18 protein-coding genes are annotated in these 16,746 nt (G+C 66.5%); 9 read left to right on the top strand and 9 right to left on the bottom strand.

Features of this window, described 5'->3' with window-relative positions; translation table 11 throughout:
• Window positions 1-5: 5 nt before the first annotated feature.
• Window positions 6-887 carry a fumarylacetoacetate hydrolase family protein gene (locus BLV94_RS45435; RefSeq protein ID WP_072943426.1) on the bottom strand — a complete coding sequence of 294 codons (882 nt, stop codon included), beginning with the start codon at window positions 885-887 and terminating at the stop codon, window positions 6-8.
• 24 nt (window positions 888-911) lie between these two features.
• Entirely contained in the window at window positions 912-2,513 is a 1,602-nt protein-coding gene (gene mhpA, locus BLV94_RS45440; protein ID WP_072943427.1) for a bifunctional 3-(3-hydroxy-phenyl)propionate/3-hydroxycinnamic acid hydroxylase MhpA, read from the bottom strand.
• A 210-nt stretch (window positions 2,514-2,723) separates the two neighbouring features.
• On the opposite strand from mhpA, the gene BLV94_RS45445 reads away from it, so the two are divergent.
• The 3 genes from BLV94_RS45445 (at window position 2,724) to BLV94_RS45455 (ending at window position 5,491) form a co-directional block, all read left to right on the top strand.
• Window positions 2,724-3,431 carry a FadR/GntR family transcriptional regulator gene (locus tag BLV94_RS45445; protein WP_072943429.1) on the top strand — a complete coding sequence of 236 codons (708 nt, stop codon included), beginning with the start codon at window positions 2,724-2,726 and terminating at the stop codon, window positions 3,429-3,431.
• A 129-nt stretch (window positions 3,432-3,560) separates the two neighbouring features.
• Window positions 3,561-3,926 carry an MmcQ/YjbR family DNA-binding protein gene (locus BLV94_RS45450; RefSeq protein WP_072943505.1) on the top strand — a complete coding sequence of 122 codons (366 nt, stop codon included), beginning with the start codon at window positions 3,561-3,563 and terminating at the stop codon, window positions 3,924-3,926.
• A 161-nt stretch (window positions 3,927-4,087) separates the two neighbouring features.
• The gene (locus BLV94_RS45455; protein WP_241031221.1) at window positions 4,088-5,491 is read left to right on the top strand and encodes a sensor histidine kinase; all 1,404 of its coding nucleotides are present in this window, start codon (window positions 4,088-4,090) and stop codon (window positions 5,489-5,491) included.
• A gap of 9 nt (window positions 5,492-5,500) precedes the next feature.
• Here BLV94_RS45455 and BLV94_RS45460 read toward each other — a convergent pair whose 3' ends face one another.
• Window positions 5,501-5,950: a DUF5990 family protein gene (locus BLV94_RS45460; RefSeq protein WP_174705512.1), complete on the bottom strand. Its 450-nt coding sequence runs from the start codon at window positions 5,948-5,950 to the stop codon at window positions 5,501-5,503.
• Between the two features lie 219 nt (window positions 5,951-6,169).
• On the opposite strand from BLV94_RS45460, the gene BLV94_RS45465 reads away from it, so the two are divergent.
• Window positions 6,170-6,613 carry a DoxX family protein gene (locus BLV94_RS45465; protein ID WP_072943431.1) on the top strand — a complete coding sequence of 148 codons (444 nt, stop codon included), beginning with the start codon at window positions 6,170-6,172 and terminating at the stop codon, window positions 6,611-6,613.
• 660 nt (window positions 6,614-7,273) lie between these two features.
• Here the strand turns inward: BLV94_RS45465 and BLV94_RS45475 are convergent.
• Window positions 7,274-8,413, bottom strand: a complete 1,140-nt coding sequence (locus BLV94_RS45475; protein ID WP_072943433.1) for an RNA-guided endonuclease TnpB family protein — start codon at window positions 8,411-8,413, stop codon at window positions 7,274-7,276.
• 424 nt (window positions 8,414-8,837) lie between these two features.
• Here BLV94_RS45475 and BLV94_RS45485 point away from each other — a divergent pair, with 424 nt between their 5' ends.
• Window positions 8,838-9,251, top strand: coding sequence for a hypothetical protein (locus BLV94_RS45485; protein ID WP_072943434.1), 414 nt, complete (start codon window positions 8,838-8,840; stop codon window positions 9,249-9,251).
• A gap of 20 nt (window positions 9,252-9,271) precedes the next feature.
• Here the strand turns inward: BLV94_RS45485 and BLV94_RS45490 are convergent, their stop codons facing one another.
• Window positions 9,272-10,261: a glutamate ABC transporter substrate-binding protein gene (locus tag BLV94_RS45490; RefSeq protein WP_072943436.1), complete on the bottom strand. Its 990-nt coding sequence runs from the start codon at window positions 10,259-10,261 to the stop codon at window positions 9,272-9,274.
• The gene (locus BLV94_RS45495) at window positions 10,261-11,625 is read right to left on the bottom strand and encodes a hypothetical protein (protein ID WP_072943437.1); all 1,365 of its coding nucleotides are present in this window, start codon (window positions 11,623-11,625) and stop codon (window positions 10,261-10,263) included. The genes BLV94_RS45490 and BLV94_RS45495 overlap by 1 nt, the downstream gene beginning before the upstream one ends.
• A gap of 137 nt (window positions 11,626-11,762) precedes the next feature.
• Here BLV94_RS45495 and BLV94_RS45500 point away from each other — a divergent pair, with 137 nt between their 5' ends.
• Entirely contained in the window at window positions 11,763-12,866 is a 1,104-nt protein-coding gene (locus BLV94_RS45500; protein WP_244163817.1) for a substrate-binding domain-containing protein, read from the top strand.
• A 13-nt stretch (window positions 12,867-12,879) separates the two neighbouring features.
• Here the strand turns inward: BLV94_RS45500 and BLV94_RS45505 are convergent, their stop codons facing one another.
• Window positions 12,880-13,299 carry a nuclear transport factor 2 family protein gene (locus tag BLV94_RS45505; protein ID WP_072943439.1) on the bottom strand — a complete coding sequence of 140 codons (420 nt, stop codon included), beginning with the start codon at window positions 13,297-13,299 and terminating at the stop codon, window positions 12,880-12,882.
• 129 nt (window positions 13,300-13,428) lie between these two features.
• On the opposite strand from BLV94_RS45505, the gene BLV94_RS45510 reads away from it, so the two are divergent.
• Window positions 13,429-14,058 (top strand): class I SAM-dependent methyltransferase, encoded by a 630-nt coding sequence (locus tag BLV94_RS45510; protein WP_072943512.1) that lies wholly within the window; start codon window positions 13,429-13,431, stop codon window positions 14,056-14,058.
• Here BLV94_RS45510 and BLV94_RS45515 read toward each other — a convergent pair.
• Complete coding sequence (locus BLV94_RS45515) at window positions 14,009-14,758, bottom strand: TioE family transcriptional regulator (protein WP_072943441.1); 750 nt, start codon at window positions 14,756-14,758, stop codon at window positions 14,009-14,011. The genes BLV94_RS45510 and BLV94_RS45515 overlap by 50 nt on opposite strands.
• Window positions 14,759-14,835: 77 nt before the next feature.
• On the opposite strand from BLV94_RS45515, the gene BLV94_RS45520 reads away from it, so the two are divergent.
• Window positions 14,836-15,318, top strand: a complete 483-nt coding sequence (locus tag BLV94_RS45520) for a DUF6194 family protein (protein ID WP_072943443.1) — start codon at window positions 14,836-14,838, stop codon at window positions 15,316-15,318.
• Here BLV94_RS45520 and BLV94_RS45525 read toward each other — a convergent pair.
• Window positions 15,309-15,593, bottom strand: coding sequence for a hypothetical protein (locus BLV94_RS45525; RefSeq protein WP_241031218.1), 285 nt, complete (start codon window positions 15,591-15,593; stop codon window positions 15,309-15,311). The genes BLV94_RS45520 and BLV94_RS45525 overlap by 10 nt on opposite strands.
• A 310-nt stretch (window positions 15,594-15,903) precedes the next feature.
• On the opposite strand from BLV94_RS45525, the gene BLV94_RS45530 reads away from it, so the two are divergent.
• On the top strand, window positions 15,904-16,713 hold the full coding sequence (locus BLV94_RS45530; RefSeq protein WP_072943446.1) for an alpha/beta fold hydrolase: 810 nt from the start codon (window positions 15,904-15,906) through the stop codon (window positions 16,711-16,713).
• Window positions 16,714-16,746: the final 33 nt, after the last annotated feature.

Raw genomic sequence — 16,746 nt, forward strand, 5'->3', positions numbered from 1 at the left:
GTCCTCTACTGCGCGTCGGGTTCGGCGACGAATCGCTGGTGCAGTTCGCCGATGCCGTCGATCCAGCTGTGGAGTGTGTCGCCGGGCTGCAGGAACCGTTGCGGGTTGCGGCCGACACCGACGCCGGCGGGGGTGCCGGTGAAGATCACGTCCCCGGGGTAGAGGGTGACGGTGTGGGAGAGGGTGGCGATGAGCGTGGAGACGGGGAAGATGAGGTCGCGGGTGCGGCCTTTCTGCACTTGTTCGCCGTCGATGGTGCAGCCGAGTTCGAGGTCGTCGGGGTCGGCGAACTCGTCGGGGGTGACCAGCCACGGTCCTTGCGGGGAGAACCCGGCGTAGGATTTGCCGAGACCGAATTGTGGTGCGGGGCCACGGGTTTGGGTGATGCGTTCGGAGATGTCCTGTCCGGCGGTGAGTCCGGCGATGTGGGACCAGGCGTCGGCGGCGTCGATGTTGCCGGCTTCGCGGCCGATGACGGCGACGAGTTCGACCTCCCAGTCGACGTTGCCGCCGGTGGGTATCACGACGTCGGTGTCGGGGCCGGTGAAGCTGGACGCGTATTTGGTGAAGACCGGTGGCAGGTGGGTGGGGGATTCGAAGCCGGATTCGGCGGCGTGGGCGTGGTAGTTCAGGCCGACGGCGAACACCTGCCGGGGAGCCGGTGAGGGTGCGCGGAGGTGGGACCGGTCGATCGGGACGCTGTCGTCGGCCAGAGCCGAGAGGTCCTGGACTGCGGCCCATTCGGTGACGTCGTCCCAGGCCTCGTAGAGAGCCTGCAGGTTCGGGCCGAACCGGCCGCGGGAGGCGTGGGCGATGTCGACGGCCCGCTCGGAACCCTCCTCTCCGAGGACGAGGGCGGCACGGTGGTCGATATTGGCGATACGCATGAAAGTTGTTCTCCTGGAGTGAGTTCACACGGTGGTAGTTGCGGGGTGGGGGCTGGTCGGGGATGGGTCTAGGGTCCGCAGTCGGTCGCGGTATTCGCTGAGCAGATCCGTCAGTTGGGTGTTGTCGGTGACGGCGCCGAAGATGTAGTGATCCGGCCGGACGAGCACTGCGCTGATGTTCTGTCCGTGGAACCACCGAGTCCATTGACCGGTCGCGTCGAGCAGATCCGGTGCTCCGGTCTCCTCGACGGTCTTCAGCCGTACGCCGGTGCTGTCGAGCAGTCGCTGCAGTGTCGGATCCGCGTGCGCGACATCGGGTTTACCGCGTACCAGCAGGACCGAACCGAAGCCGGTGACCTCGTCGAGGAGGTCGCTGTGGGCGCCGATCCGCACCGGAAACTGTGGTGCAAGGGTCCCGCGCAGCCCGCCGCCGTCAGTGTCCTGCGCGGTGACGCCGTCTCCGAGGACGGGAAGGGCTGTGACCGGCAAAACCTTCGCGGGGTCGGCGTCACCGCCGATCATGCGGGTATCGCGTTCGGTGGCCTTCTCCTCGTCGAGGACGCAGATGACCCGCCCGAGTTCGACCGACATCGTGACCGCATGCTGCAGGTGCGCGCTGCGTTCGGACGAGTACGAATCGAGCAATGCGAGGTCGGATTCGCCGCGCAGGACGCGATCGAGCTTCCACGAGAGATTGGCTGCGTCGCGGATACCCGAGCACATGCCTTGCCCGGCGAAGGGAGGCATCTGGTGCGCGGCGTCACCGGCGATCGCGAGCCTGCCGGCGTTCCACCGGTCCGCCCACCGCGCGGCGAACGTGTAGACGGCGTGCCGCTCGAGTTCACTGTTCTCCGGCGTCCGGTCCCACGCCCGGAGCAATTCCCACGCCTTCTCCGGCGTGTTCAGTTCTTCTCTCGTCTCGCCGGGCAGTCGCATGAACTCCCACCGACGACGCCCCGGTCCGCCCGACACGACCGTGGTCGGCCGGGCGGGATCGCACAGTTGCCAGTTCTGTGGTGCCCACTCGCGGTCGTCGAGCGGAATGGTGTCGACGATCAGCCAGTCGAAGAAGAAGCCCTCGTCGTGCATGGCCGCACCCATGCGCTCACGGACGAAGCTGTTCGCGCCGTCGCAGCCGACGACGAACCGTGCTCGCACCTGCCGCTGTTTGACGACGGTGCTGGTGAATGTCACTGCGACGTCGTCTGCGCCCTCGTCGATACCGACCACTTCGGCGCCGCGCAGCAGAGTGACGTTCGGCATCGTCGCCACCGCCTCGGCCAGTACCTTCTCGAGCTGCGGCTGGGAGAAGAAGCTCGCTGTCGGCCAGCCGTTCGGACCGGTGCCGGACCAGTCGATCCGCACCAGCGCCTCGCCCGCCGCATTGCGCCATTCGTAGTAGTCGGGCACCGCCTCGGAGATCGACTCGACCTCATCGGTCAGGTCCATCGATTGGAAGACACGGCCGATCTCGTCGTCGAAATGGACTGCCCTCGGGAGCGGGTACGGCTCCGGCCAGCGTTCGACGATCACCACGTCGTGGCCGCGCAGGCCGAGCATCCGACCCAGCGTCAGTCCTACGGGCCCGGCGCCGACGACCACGACATCGTGCGTGTTGTCCTGCATGTTCGTTGCTCTTCCTCGGGTGCGAGTGCAATAGGACCCCAATTGAGCCCTATTGAGCATGTTGAATAGCTACAGCATGCTGTGACCCGCGCCGCATGTCAAGAGACTCGACCCAATTAATCCGTATCAAGCATGCTCAATAAGGTAGAATCGGCGTTGGCCCGACTCTCAGCGGTGAAGCGGCGATGGGCACGACGAAACGAGGACACGATGACCGATCTCGCGCAGCGGATGATGATGGACGCATCGCTGAGCCGGACCGAGCAAGCTGCATTGGCTATCGGTCAACTCGCGGAGCAGGCGCCGCACGGGGCGCGCCTCGGGACGAAAAAGGAACTCCAGGAACAATGCGGCGTCGCTAAAGGCACCTTCAACGAAGCTCTGCGCATTCTGCAGTCACGTGGGGTGATCACAGTCCGATCGGGACCCGGTGGGGGGCTGTTTGCCGCTTCACCCACCCCCATCGCGCGTCTCGGGAACTCCATCCTCTCCCTCGACGCCGCGGAAGGAGATGTCGCCGATGCGGTACGCATCCGTGACGCGCTGGACCCGCTGCTCATCGAGGACGCACTCGATCACAGTTCGGCCGTCGACATCACTCGTATGCGCACCGCTCTCGACGTCATGCGGCAGTCCGCCGACGCCGGCGACGCGACGGAATTCGTCCGAGCCAACTGGGAACTGCACGCCGCGATCGCTCGCGTGAGTCCCAACGCGATCCTGAAGTCGATCTACCTGAGCCTGCTCGATCTGATCGAATCCCACACCGTCTCCGTCGAACCGGTCGGCGACAGACCTCTGCCGGAATACATCGCCGAACGACAGCAGTTGCACGTCGACCTCGTCGACGCCCTGGACCGCCGTGACCGGGACGCTGCCCTTCGACTCATCCATGCGCACAACACAACACAAACCTGAGGCCGGACGCGCACACACGGCCTGAAACCCGATACGGAGGCGCCCCGGATGCCGAGCATTTAGGGTGGTGCGGTGGGAATCAGTAGCCGGGCGGCACGGGTCGAAGACGTGCACGAATTGGCTCTCGGCATGCCGCACGTCACCGTCATCCACGGCCCCGGCGACAATCCCGTCTACCAGATCGGGGGCAAGTCGTTCGTGTTCTTCCGCAATCCGCGACCCGATGCGACGGACCCCGACACCGGGGAACGTTATGACGACGTGATCGTGTTCTGGGTGCCGTCCGAAGCCGACAAGCAGGCGCTTGTCCGCGACCACGCGACACCGTTCTTCACCACCTCACACTTCGACGGCCACCTGTCGGTGCTCTTGCGGGGGAGCCGCATCGGCGAGTTGTCCCGGCAAGAATTGGTGGAGCTCGTTCAGGATGCGTGGCTCTCGCGCGCGTCGGCGCGCAGGGCAGCGACCTGGCTCGGCGCGCACCCTCCCGCGTGACCCACGATCCGGTGGCGATCGGACTCGGCAATCGGTTCCGCCGCGCAGGTCGGGCGCAATAGTGTGGAAACCGGCGGGGTCGGGACGTCCATGCACCCGATCCCGTGTTCGGAACGGGTGAGAGGCTGACCATGTCGGGTCGGACTGCGAATGCCAGACGGATGTCGTTGCGGACATTGCTGTGGCTGGCGATCGGGATCCTCGTGGCCCTGTTCGCCGTTTCTGCCGCGTTTTCCGTGTACGGGAGACTGGTGGTTCGTGCGTCCGAGACCCTGCTCTCCGAGCGCCTCCTGCCCGCACAGCATGCCGTGTCGGATCTGACGACCGCCTATGTGGACCAGGAGACCGGGCAGCGTGGCTATGTTCTGACCGGTGATCCGAGTTTCCTCGAACCGTACGACGCAGGCAGGGACGCCGCGGCCGCGTCCCTGTCGGATCTGACCGCGCTCCTTGCCGGCGACGCGGAGGCTTCGGCAACGCTGGACGAGGTCGTCGAGGCGGCGAACACCTGGACCACTCAGGCCAGCGAGCCGGAGATCCTCGCTCGTCGCAACAACGAGATAGCGGACGAGCAGGTCGTGGCCATGACCGCGACGGGCAAGGAACTGTTCGACGGGCTGCGCTCACAGCTTCAGGACCTCAATGCCCTGACGGATGAACGGGTGACCGAACAGGTCGATCGGGTTCGCTCGGCGCAGGTCTTGGCAAATGTCGCGACCGCCGTCGCGTTCGTTCTCGCCGTCGGCACCGCGATAGCCTCCCTGTATCTGACGCGACGATTGCTGACCCGGCCGATCGAGCGTCTCGTCGCGGACATCAGCGCGGTGGCCGAAGGCGACTACGAGCGGGAGATCGGCACCGACGGGCCGAGGGAAGTGTCGATGATCGGCGGCGCCGTCGACACCATGCGGACCAGTCTGCTCACCCAGAATCGGCTACTCGTGCAGGCGGAACACGAACGAACCCGCCACGACGAACAAACCCGGATGGCGGCCGATCTGCACGACCTGACGATTCAGCGCGTGTTCGGGCTGGGCCTGGCATTGACTTCCCTGGCTCGACGGCATCCCCGTCTTGCCGCGGATCTCGATCCGCTGATCGACGAAACCGACAGCATCGTTCGCGGTTTGAGGGCGGTCATCTTCGACCTCGAGAGTGGTGCGACCGCACCGACGAACGGCACCGCAAGTTTGAGCGCGGCGGTCGGTGAGATCGTCGAGAGCAGTACAGCCGCACTCGGATTCACTCCCGACGTGTGCCTGGACGGGCCGGTCGACCAGTTCTCCGGTCACGACGCCGGTCCGGAACTTCAGGCGGTGCTCCGCGAGGCCCTGAGCAACGTTGCCCGGCACGCCCATGCGACATCGTGCCGTGTGATGGTCGCCGCCGCCGACGACCGTCTGGCGCTGAGCGTGACCGACGACGGTACCGGGATGGGCGCGGACGCTGTCCGGGGGCACGGGCTGGCGAACATCTGCAACCGAGCCGCGCAACTCGGTGGTCGTGCCGTCATCCGCGACGGCGCGCCGGGGACCGTGGTCGAGTGGGAAGTGCCCGTGTCCTGATCGCGGTGGCTACGCAGACCACTCGATCAACGGCGGTCGCACTGCAGCGCACAGGGGATTCCCGCGGGCGTCGGTGAGTCCGAGTCGCGCGGTGATGCGCCCGGCCGACGCCGCCGCGTCCGCGGTGGCCTGATCCACCCCGGCCCACATCAACTTCGCCCGTCGGAACATGACGAATCCGCCGTCTCCGTCGACTGTCCCCCACGACAGGTAGACGAACCGTGCACCGGGACGGCCCTGTACGTACGGCCCGGTGATGTCGAGACCCGCCGGCGTCGGGGTCGTCTTGCACTCGAGAACCCAGCGGGCGGTGGCCGCGTCCCCGGGATGCAGGTCGAGCAGATCGCCGGGAGAACCGCGGCGCTGCACGGCCACATGGATGTTGTCGTAGCCGGGGAAATCGGCCCCCGGCGGGCACGACGATCCGGGAAGGTCGGTTGCCTCGATCACGAGTTGCACCAATTCATCCAATCACCTGGGAGAGCCTCCGTGCGGGCGGTCGAAGCGCGGGTGGCGCACCAAGTTCACCCCGCCGCGGTGAGTTTTCCCGGCACCTCCGGTCTGTACTGGTGTGAGGACCCACGAAGCGTGTTGGAGCGGACAATATGCCGCGCTACACCGACGGCGGACATTCCAGGCCGGCGGTGTGCAGCTTCCTGAACAACAAGGAGAAATCTCATGACCTCGACACCTCCCGCCACCGGAGCGTCCGACGCGACATCCGCTCCCACGGACGGAACGACGAAGAAGGCCCGAGTCGCAGGGCTCGTCGTCAGCGCACTCGCGGTGCTGTTTCTCCTGTTCGACTCGCTGATCCACATCGCGAACACCCAGATGGTGCGTGATGCGATGGCCGAACTGGGCTTTGCCGAGAACCTCAACCGTGTGATCGGGGTGGTTCTGCTGGTGTGCCTGATTCTCTACGTCGTGCCCGCCACCTCGATCCTGGGAGCCGTGCTGCTCACCGGATACCTCGGTGGAGCGGTCGCTACCAACATGCTCACCGAGCAGCCGATCGTCAGCACCACACTGTTCCCGATCTATGTCGGCATATTCGTGTGGGGTGGGTTGTACCTCCGTGACCCGCTGGTGCGCTCGATCATGCCCGTTCGACGCGTCTGAACCATCCGCGCGGCGACTCGTGACGGCGAGTCGCCGCACTATTGTGGTGCGACGTCGTACGTTCGAGCGAAAGGACGCCTCATGGGTGGTGCGCGGTTCCGGTCCCTGTCGACGGGACGCAGTATTCGTGCCGTGTTGTTCGATACGTTCGGCACCGTCGTCGACTGGCGAACCGGTATCGCCTCCGCTGTGGCGGGCTACGCGGAACGCCACCAGCGCGAATTGGACGCAGCCGCGTTCGCCGATCGGTGGCGGGACCGCTACCAGCCGTCCATGGAACCCATCCGGTCCGGTGCTCGCGAGTTCGTGACACTCGATACCCTGCACCGCGAAAACCTCGACGCCGCGCTCCTCGAATCGGGCATCGCCCCCACAGATCACGACTCCGGAGAGCTGGACGAGCTCGCGCGTGCCTGGCGCGAACTCACGCCGTGGCCCGACAGCGTGCCCGGTCTCACCGCAATCCGGTCCGGCTACATCATCGGTCCGCTCTCGAACGGCAACACCTCTCTGCTGCTCGACATGGCCAAGAATGCCGGAATCCCGTGGGATGTCATCATCGGCTCCGATTTGACGTCCTCTCGGCCGTGTACGACCGAGATTCTCCTCGGGACTCGCGTCCCGAGGTTCCTGTTTCACCGACGGTTGCCGCCCCACACTTTAGGTGCGGGGTGGTCTCACACCGTCTCCGCAGGCTGCCACCGTCAGTCCGACGGCCAAAATGTTCCTCGCCGCGTTCACGTCGCGGTCGTGGACGGCGCCGCATCGGCACGTCCACTCCCGCACATTCAGCGGCATCGCCGAGGCGACCTCCCCGCACGCCGAGCAGGTCTTCGACGACGGATGAAACCGGTCGATCACCACCAGCCGGCGCCCGTACCAGTCGGCCTTGTACTCGAGCATCGACCGGAACTCGGACCACCCCGCATCCGAGATCGCCCGAGACAACGACCGATTCTTGACCATGTTCCGCACACTCAGATCCTCGATGGCGATCACTTGGTTTTCGCGCACCAAACGAGTGGAGAGTGTGTGCAGATAATCGCGGCGCCGATCGGCGATCCGACCATGAATCTTCGCGACCTTCAGTCGGGCCTTGGCCCGGTTCCGGGATCCCTTCTGCTTCTTGGCCAGCGCCCGTTGCGCCTTCGCCAGCCGCTCGCGGTCCGTGCGCTCGTGGCGCGGGTTGGCGATCTTCTCCCCCGTCGAGAGCGTGTAGAGGCTGGTGATCCCGGCATCGAGCCCGACCACCCGATCGGCCGGTTCGAGCTCGGGAATCACGTCTTCGACGAGAATCGAAATGTGGTACTGACCACGAGCATTGCGCGACACCGTCACCTGCGACGGCACGGCCCCCTCCGGCAGCGGCCTCGACCACCGAATATCCAGAGGTTCGGACTGCTTGGCCAACCGGATCTGCCCACCCCGGGTGAAGCAGTTCGAGAAGTAGGTCGCCGACTCCTTCGACTGCCCCTTCTTCTTGAACTTTGGGTAGCGGGACTGCCCGCGCCAGAACCTGTCGAAGGCGCCCTGCAATTGCCGCAGCGATTCCTGCAGCGGCCCCTTCGACGGCTCCGCCAACCACGCCGTCTCGGGGTCCCGCTTCCATCCGGTGAGCATCTTCGAGGTGTCCGCGTAGGTCACCCGACGCTGCTCCTGCAACCAGGCACGCGAGCGCTCGGCCAACGCCCGGTTGTAGACATACCGGGTGCACCCGAACGTCCGAGCAAGCTGTTCCGCCTGCACCGCAGTCGGATAGAAACGGTACTTGAACGCCCGCCTCACCACCCTCCCCGCCATGCCCCAGACACTAGCCACAGGGTCCGACAAAACCAGATCGGCTCACCCGGCCCTGAAGGACCGGGTTTGCGCCGAAAGACTCACGGATCAACCGAATTTACAAACCGCATCCCCGGGCCTATCTGCACACCGCACAACTTCTCGGCCTCCACCCGGGCGAAGTCATGCTTGCGGCCGCGCACAACGGCGACCTCGAGGCTGCACAAGCCGCGGGCCTGGCGACAGCGTTCATTCTCCGGCCCCTCGAACACGGACCTCACCAGACCACTGATCTCGCGCCGACGGGCAGCTGGGACATTTCGGCGACAGACATCACCGATCTCGCAGCACAGCTCCGTGCGTGCTGATCCCGACGCGTGTCAGGTAATACTTGACGCCGACGCCGACACCTGTCAGGCTTGTCCTGACAGAATGGGAGATCGTCATGGAACTCGTCGAACGCGCCGTCAGCGCCGACATCGACGCCGCTGCGCGCGCCGTGATCACGGCTGCGGCAGCCGAAGCGAGCCGTCACGCCGACGAAATCATCGGCACCGGGCCGCTTCCCGGCACGGCCGAATGGGATGCCGAGCAGGGCACGGACATTCCGAACCAGCGCACCCTGGCCTGGCATCTGCTGAGTCTTCGCATCCAACTGGCGGCGGGACTGGACGGCATCGAAACTGTTCTCGGACTGCGCTTTCAGGGTGCGACATGGGCAACGATCGGGAAGGCCGCCGGAATGACCCGTCAGTCGGCGCACGAGCGATGGGGTGCCCGCACGACCGCCCTGCTCGACCCGATGGGGACCGGCCTTCCGCGGACCGTTGCCGACGATGATCCCGAGGTGGCCCGCTAAATTGCGGCTACGCGAGGTGATCAGTCCCGGTACTCCGGGGACGGCGGTGCGGGTGCCGGGCCGAGCGGCGACAACCAGCGATCGTAGAGGGCAGTCCAGGTTCCGTCTGTGCGCAGTCGCTCCAAGGTGCCGTTGACGAACCGGACGAGGTCGTCGTTGCCGGGCGCGAGGGCGATGGCGTACCGGGCGGAATCGGAGTCGGGACCGACGATGTCGAGATTCGGATCCTGGGCGACGAGGCCGGCGAGGAGGGCAGCACCCACGACGGCGTCGACCTGCCGTTGCTGGATGGCCATGAGGCAGTCGTCCCAGTCGGGTACGGCAAGGATCGTGGCTTTGGGGGCGATCCGCGACAGCGCCGATATCGAGGCCGGATCGTCGTGCGTGCAGACCCGTCGCCGTGCCAGGTCCGCGGGTTCGGATATCCCGGATCCGTCCCGCACGACGAGCCGACGGGGCGTCTCGAGGTACACCGTGGAGAAGGCCAGATCCGGGGGGCTCTCACAGGGCAGTGCCACTGGGCGCACAATCAGGTCCGCGTCCCGGTGCGCGAGCATGTCGGCGCCGTCGTCGGAACCGAGCGGCCGAAATTCGACCTTGCTGGGGTCGCCGAGTAGGTCGCGGGCGACCTCCCTCGCGAGGTCGACGCCGAAGCCGGTGAGGGTGCCGGTAGTCGGATCGCGGAAGCTGAACAGGTTGGTGTTCTGATCGACGGCGACGACCAGGGTTCCGCGGGCCCGGATCTCGTCGAGAGTGCCGCCGACGCCGGCGATCCCCGGACGGAGGCTCGCCGTTGGTGCGCAGGACGACGGCTCCGCGGCGGGTGGCGGCGATTCGGACGGTTCGATGATCCGGGCGCCGACGGACACGGGAAACTCCGTGAAGTCCCCGGAGAACATCGGGGTGGGTGCATCGGGTGCCCCGCAACCGGCGATCAGCACAGTTTCGAACGCGAGGCTGCCGAGCAGCCGAGTGAGCCCCGGTCGCCGTGCGCGGAAAGGTCGCACCATCAGTGATACTCACTCACTCTGGGCTCGATCCCCGCGATCACGGCGAGTGCCGCGGAAACGGCGAGCACGACGGCACCCACGGCGAGCGCCGCCATCGTCCGGTACGACTCACGCATCGCGTGGAGTTCCTCGGCACGCAGCGCGATGATGGCATCTTCGAGCGATTCGTCGAGGGCCCGGAACTGGGCCGTCGACGCCGTCGATCCCGGGCCGACCGCGACGTCCGCCGCACCCTGGTAGTCGCCGTCCGCAAGCTTGCGCAGCAAATCCCGGTGCGCGCTCCGCCATCCCTCGAACGCAGCGGACGCATCGTCGATCGCCGGCACGTCGACGGCGTCCGGTGATGCGTCCGAGCTCAGAATCGCGGTCAGGGCGTCCGTGTGCCGGGTGTAGTCGCTGCCCGCCGGATCGAACCCCGGCCGGAGCAGTCCGAGCGTCTCGTCGGCGCGTGCCTGCTGCGCGAGGATCCGCGCCTTCGTGACCGCCGCGAGAGGCTCGGCGCCGTCGATCCGCGCGCGTTCGCTCGCCGACGTCGACAACAGCCCCGCGACCACGATCCACACGACGAGCGCAGTGAGCAGGACCGTCGCGCACGCAAGCCCCGGATTGACCCGACGGCGACTTCGATGCGCCACGTACACGTGCGCGACGGCGAGGACGACGACCCCCGCCGACGCAACCACGATGGCGGTGACGGGCAGTCGCGCGGTGTGGGACTGGGTGTCGGCGACCGCGCCGGCCTGATCGTTGTAGAGGCGTTCGGCCAGCGGCAGGATGGTGTCCTGCATCAGGGCTGACGCGGTTCCCAGGTACGCCACCCCGACCGGATTTCCCGCGGAGTCGTTGGACCGTGCGGTCGCTACGAGGTCCGTGTAGACGGCGAGGTGCCGCGACATCTCGGTGAGCAGGCGCAGCGAGTCCACATCACCGGAGGTGACGCCGTACGAAGCGGTGACGAGTGCGTTCGACGCGTCGCCGATCGCCTGGTTGTACCGGTCGCGGACCGCGAGCGGTTCGATGGCGCCCGCGATGAACGACGACGTCGCGGCGGCGTCGGCGATCGAAAGGGAGCTGAAGAGGTTCTGCGCGGAGTCCGCCAGCGGTTCGGTATGGGCGCGAAGGGTTTCCATTCGCTGCTGTCGTGCACCGATCACGGCGGACGTCACGACACCGGCCGTCAGCGCCACCGCGACGAGGACGACAGCGAGGACGGAAAGGCGCCCGGGCGTCGACTCCAGGAATTCGCGCCACGGGCGTCGGCGGATGTCGGGTTCGACGAGCAGGGATTCTTTCAGGAGGTGCTCGTCCGCCGGCGAAGTGTCACGCTCTTCGCTGGATACGGTGCCGCGGTCCTGGTCGAACACCCTCTCCTCCTCATCCCTGCCCTCAGTGTGCGCCGATCGGTGCCGGAAAACACCGAAAGCATCGACGAGCGCGCGTAGCCGTCCTCGCCCGCGGGTATGTCCGAACCAGGCATGATCAGGCTGGAGGTTCTCGACTCATGAAGACAAGCATCGTGAACGCAAGGGTGCGCGCGTTCGGTGTCGCAGCCTCGGTCGCCGCGATGGTGCTCGGGGCGTGCGCGGCCCCGCCGCCCGGCGACGACGGGGCGAAGAAGGTGTATTTTTTTCTGCCGAACACCACGACGACCCGGTTCATGGAGCGAGACGAACCCTTGTTCACCGACTTCCTCGAACTGTTCGCGCCGAAGGCGACCGTGACGGTCCGCAACGCCGAGGGTGATCCCGGCCGGCAGCAGAGTCAGGTCGAGTCGGCGATCGCGGACGGCGCGTCGGTGCTCGTGCTGATCTCCGCGGACGCGAGATTTTCGGGGGGAGCATTGACCGCCGCTGCCGACGCGAATGTTCCGGTGGTGCTCTACGACCACGACGCGGTCGGCGGACCGGCGGAGGTCCAGGTGATCTTCGATCCACTCGAGGTCGGCCGACGACAGGGAAGTCGCGCCGCGGATCTGATCGCCGCGATGCCCGGTGACGGTCTGAAAATCGCCAGGGTGCAGGGCAATCTGGGTGAATACGGAACCCGCCAGTTTCAGCTCGGCCAGAACGAGTATCTGCAGCCCCTCATCGACAGCGGCAAGATCCGCGTGGTCTGCGAGACCACGATCGACGACTGGGACCCGGCCGAAGGTCAAGCGTTCGCGGACGAATGCCTGACCCGGGAGAACAACGACATCGACCTGTTCGTCACCATGAACGACGACCTGGCAGGCGGAATCGTCGCCGCCCTTGCCGGCCGCGGGCTCGCCGGTCGGATTCCCGTCACCGGGGGACAGGACGCCAATCTCGCTGCCCTGCAACTCATCGCACAGGGCTCCCTCGACAACACGATCTTCAAGAACCTGTCCGACCAGGCGAAGGTCGCCGCGCAGCTGACCACGTCGATTCTCCACGGCGACGGCGTGCCCGAGGACATGATCAACGGCACGATCGACAACCAGTACATGGCGGTGCCGACGGTGTTCCTGCCCATCCAGAACATCACGAAGGACAACCTCCACGTGGTGGTCAACTCCGGCTTCTACACCTGGCAGCAGATCTGCGCACCGGATCCGGCCTCCACAGTGTGCCGGGAGCACGACTGAGCCATACGACTGGTCAGCGGGGCGCGATGACACTCCGGTCGCCGATCTCGGCGCGCACATCGATCTCCCGCCCGGACAGCAACCAGCCCGACGGGCCGCGCCGCCACTCGTCCCGGTATTCGCCGAGGCATTCGTACGTCGCGCCGGCACGGTCGCCGAGGCCGACGTGAAAGGCCCGGAAATAGGACGTCGTGCGTGCCGTGTCGCCGTCGAGGTCGATGCGGATGTTGCCGAGCAGGTGCTGGGTGGCGCCGCAGACGTCGAGGTGGGAGCGGACACGCGCGACCACGTCAGCGGGCCCGGTCCGACCGTAGGCCACGGTGTCCTCGGTGAGGGTCGTGGCGAACCCCGGCCAGTCCTTCGTGTCGAGCAGGGTTGCCACGGTGTGCAGGCGGTCGGTGATCTGGACGCGTTCGGGTAGAGACTCGCTCATGGCTCGATTCTCCCCGGAGACCTTGCCGGGTGGGCCCCGGCGTCCCGTTGACCGAGACCTTTCGCGCGAACCGGGTTCGCTACGGTGGCACTGGCCCGCCGAACGGGCCGGATCGAGGAGGAATCGACAATGAGCGAGCGCACCCCCAGTGGACGCACTCCCAGCAGGTGGGAGGAGATCACCGCGGCCGACCCGGGTCATTCGACGTGGTATGTCGAACGGTTCCGGGCGATGGAGGCGAAGGGCCAGGACATCGTGGGCGAGGCCCGGCTGGTCGATGCGATGCTGGGCCGTGGCGGCCGGGTTCTCGATGCGGGGTGCGGACTGGGCCGGCTCGGTGGTTATCTGCACGATGCAGGTCATGTCGTGGTCGGGGTCGATGTCGATCCGGTGCTGATCGGCGTCGCGGAGGAGGATCACCCCGGCCCGACGTGGCTGGTCGGCGACCTCGCGGAGTTGGATCTGCCCTCCCGCGGCGTCGCGGCCGATTTCGACGTGATCGCGTGTGCGGGCAACGTGATGACCTTCCTGGCGCCGTCGACACGGGAGTCGGTGCTGGCGGGATTCGCCGCTCATCTCGCCCCGACCGGCCGGGTGATCGTCGGGTTCGGCGCCGACCGGGGCTACGAGTTCCCGCAATTCCTCGCGGACGCCGCAGCCAACGGTCTGAGGGTGGATCTGCTGCTCTCGACGTGGGATCTGCGTCCGTTCACCGACGACTCCGATTTTCTGGTGGCGGTGCTGTCGCGCGCGGACTGACACTGTGGGGCGGCAGAAGCCCGGCGAGCGCGGCGGTGGCGTCGACCAAGGCTCTGGAGCGGGTCGTGAGGGTCTCGTCACGGACGGCGAGTGCGGCGCCGACGTCGCCCGATCCGGGTGGGTTCCGTAGTTGTGCCATCACAGCGCAGAGGGGTGCGATGCGGTAACCGGCTTTGCGCAACTGATGCACGATGCGGGCATCGCGGACCTGGGACGGGGAGTATCGGCGCGCTCCCGTGGGTGCGTTCCGATCGGGGATGACGAGTCCCTCTGCGTCCCAGTGTCGCAACGTGGACGAGCGGACGCCGAGCGCGGCGGCGAGTTCGGCCACACTCATCCAGTCGGATGCCCGGACGTCCTCGATCGGCTCGGTGGAGATCACCGCGGCGGCCTTCTTCGCCAGCGCGAGTTCGGCGCGTTCGACGTGGAGTCGGGCGTGTGCGGCGTCGAGGAGAGCAACCGTCGTCGAGGCCGGGCACGTGTGCACGCTGCGCACGATCCTTTTGGCGTCGACCGGACCGGCGGCGACGGCGAGTTCTCGATAGGCCAGCGCGGACTGCAGATGCACCTCGGTGTAGATCCGGTATCCGGTGGCGGTGCGGGTGGCGGGAGGCAGCACACCGTCGCGTTCGAGGTTGCGGATCTGCTGGACGGAGCACCCCGCAAGGCGGGCCACGTCCACGGTTCGGAAATTCTGCATGTGGAGACTCGACCCCCTGTTTCTCCAGTAGATGCACTACAGAGTCTCCACAAGGACCTCAATGAAACGCTGGAACCATGACGATAGACGACATCATCGACTTCGTGGAAGGACTCGACGACGTCCTCACCCTCAGGCCGGTCCCGGGGGACGGCTCGCCGGAGATCAGCTGGGGCGACACCTTCTTCTACTACTCACCGGATGGGGTCGTACCGACGACGACCCAGCCGTTCGCCACGATCGTCACGAAGAACTATCCGAGTGACGAAGATTCGCGGCTCGACCGTGCGGGGGCATTCCGAGTAAATATCCACGCCGGGAGGGAGGCGTTCATCGTGGCGCTCGGTCACGCACCTCGAGAACAAGGGTCCGCCGACGTCGACGCCGGCGCGCCCGACACGGTCATCGCCCATCCCGTCTACGGCTCCGGAGCCTGGCTTGCCGTCGTGAATCCCGGCACACGCACCAGTCAACTCACCCGCGAGTTACTGCGCACGGCATACGCCGTCGCCCGATCGCGGTACGAGCGAAAACCGGATGCCGTGCGTCGTCACATCTGATGAATCTGGCTGCTGTTCCAGCCGACGAGGAGTTCGTCGAGCGTCATGCCCTGGTCCCTGCGCTCTTGCCGTTGATCGCGTTGCCGATCATGGCGGGGGCCGTCACCGTTGTCGCCGCGGTCGCCGGGAATGGTCGGCGCGGAGACCGTCGTTGCGGGGAGTTCGGTCGCCGCCGCGACGGCGGTGGCCGCCCCGACAGGGATGACCGCGAGTGCGGCGGTGGCAACGACCGTGACGAGCCGGTTCCGCAGCGGGACTCGACGGGGAGTATTCACTGCGCCCGAACGATTCGACGCGTGCGAAGCCTCGTGGGGAAGTGAGATGTGCATTTTCAAGTGTCCTGTCCGAATGCGTGGACCCGACGTCCACAGCTACACGAATGGTGTCCGCGAGGGCCCGAAACGTTACACCCGGTGGTCCACGAATTCTGCCAACGTGGCCCTCCCGCAAAGCCGGGCTGAACTCCACACAAGAATGCTTGTGCCATGGAGAACTTCTCCATGGATTGCTCCCTCGCGCTGTACTACGGTCGCAGTGACGCAGGCGGACACCGTGCCGCCTGGCAGGAGGGCGACGGGAGAAAAGGTGCCATCCATCGAATCCGGCGGAGCTCGAATCGACTACACCGTGCACGGTGACGGCGGCCGGTCCTCGTCGAACGTGATCTTGCTGGCAGGGTTCAAAGCGCCCGCCACCTCGTGGCGCTATCAGATCCCGTCGCTGACGCGGGCCGGCCACCGCGTCGTCGCCGTGGATCTGCCGGGCCACGGGACTGCTCCGGCCATGCCGCACGGAACGACGATGCAGACACGGGCCGACCACGTGCACGCGCTCCTCGACGAACTCGACCTCCGGGATGCGGCGATGATCGGGGGCTCGATGGGCGGGAACACGATCTGGTCGTATGTCGACATGTACGGCACGGGGCGGCTTCGCGCCGCGGTCGTGGTCGACCAGACACCGAGAATGCTCAACACACCGGACTGGGAATACGGGTTCTACGGTTACGGCCGGGACGAGGTGGACACGTTCTTTGCGGACGGTATTCCCTCGACCGGCCACGGCACTCCGATCTGGAAGCGCGGGATGCGGCTGGTCCGTTTCATCGCTGCGATGGGCCGCGTCGACTGGAAACTGTCGCAACCGGAACTCGCCTTGTTGAACGACCACGCGAAACGCGATTGGCGTCCGGCAATCCGCTCGAGTGATCTTCCGGTGCTTTTCGTCGCCGGTTCCGAGAGCGAATTCTGGCCGTCGGCACACGCGGAGGCGGCCGCGGCACTGTCGCCGAAGGGGGCGTCGATCGTTGTCCCGCGTGCGGGACACGCAACGAACATGGAGCGACCGGATCCGGTAAACACGGCTGTCGCCGAATTCCTCTCCTCGGCATGCTGAGCCGAGGTCCTCGAGTTCCGGAGTACGTCGGCT

This window comes from Rhodococcus koreensis, from assembly GCF_900105905.1.
GTDB classification, from domain to species: domain Bacteria; phylum Actinomycetota; class Actinomycetes; order Mycobacteriales; family Mycobacteriaceae; genus Rhodococcus_F; species Rhodococcus_F koreensis.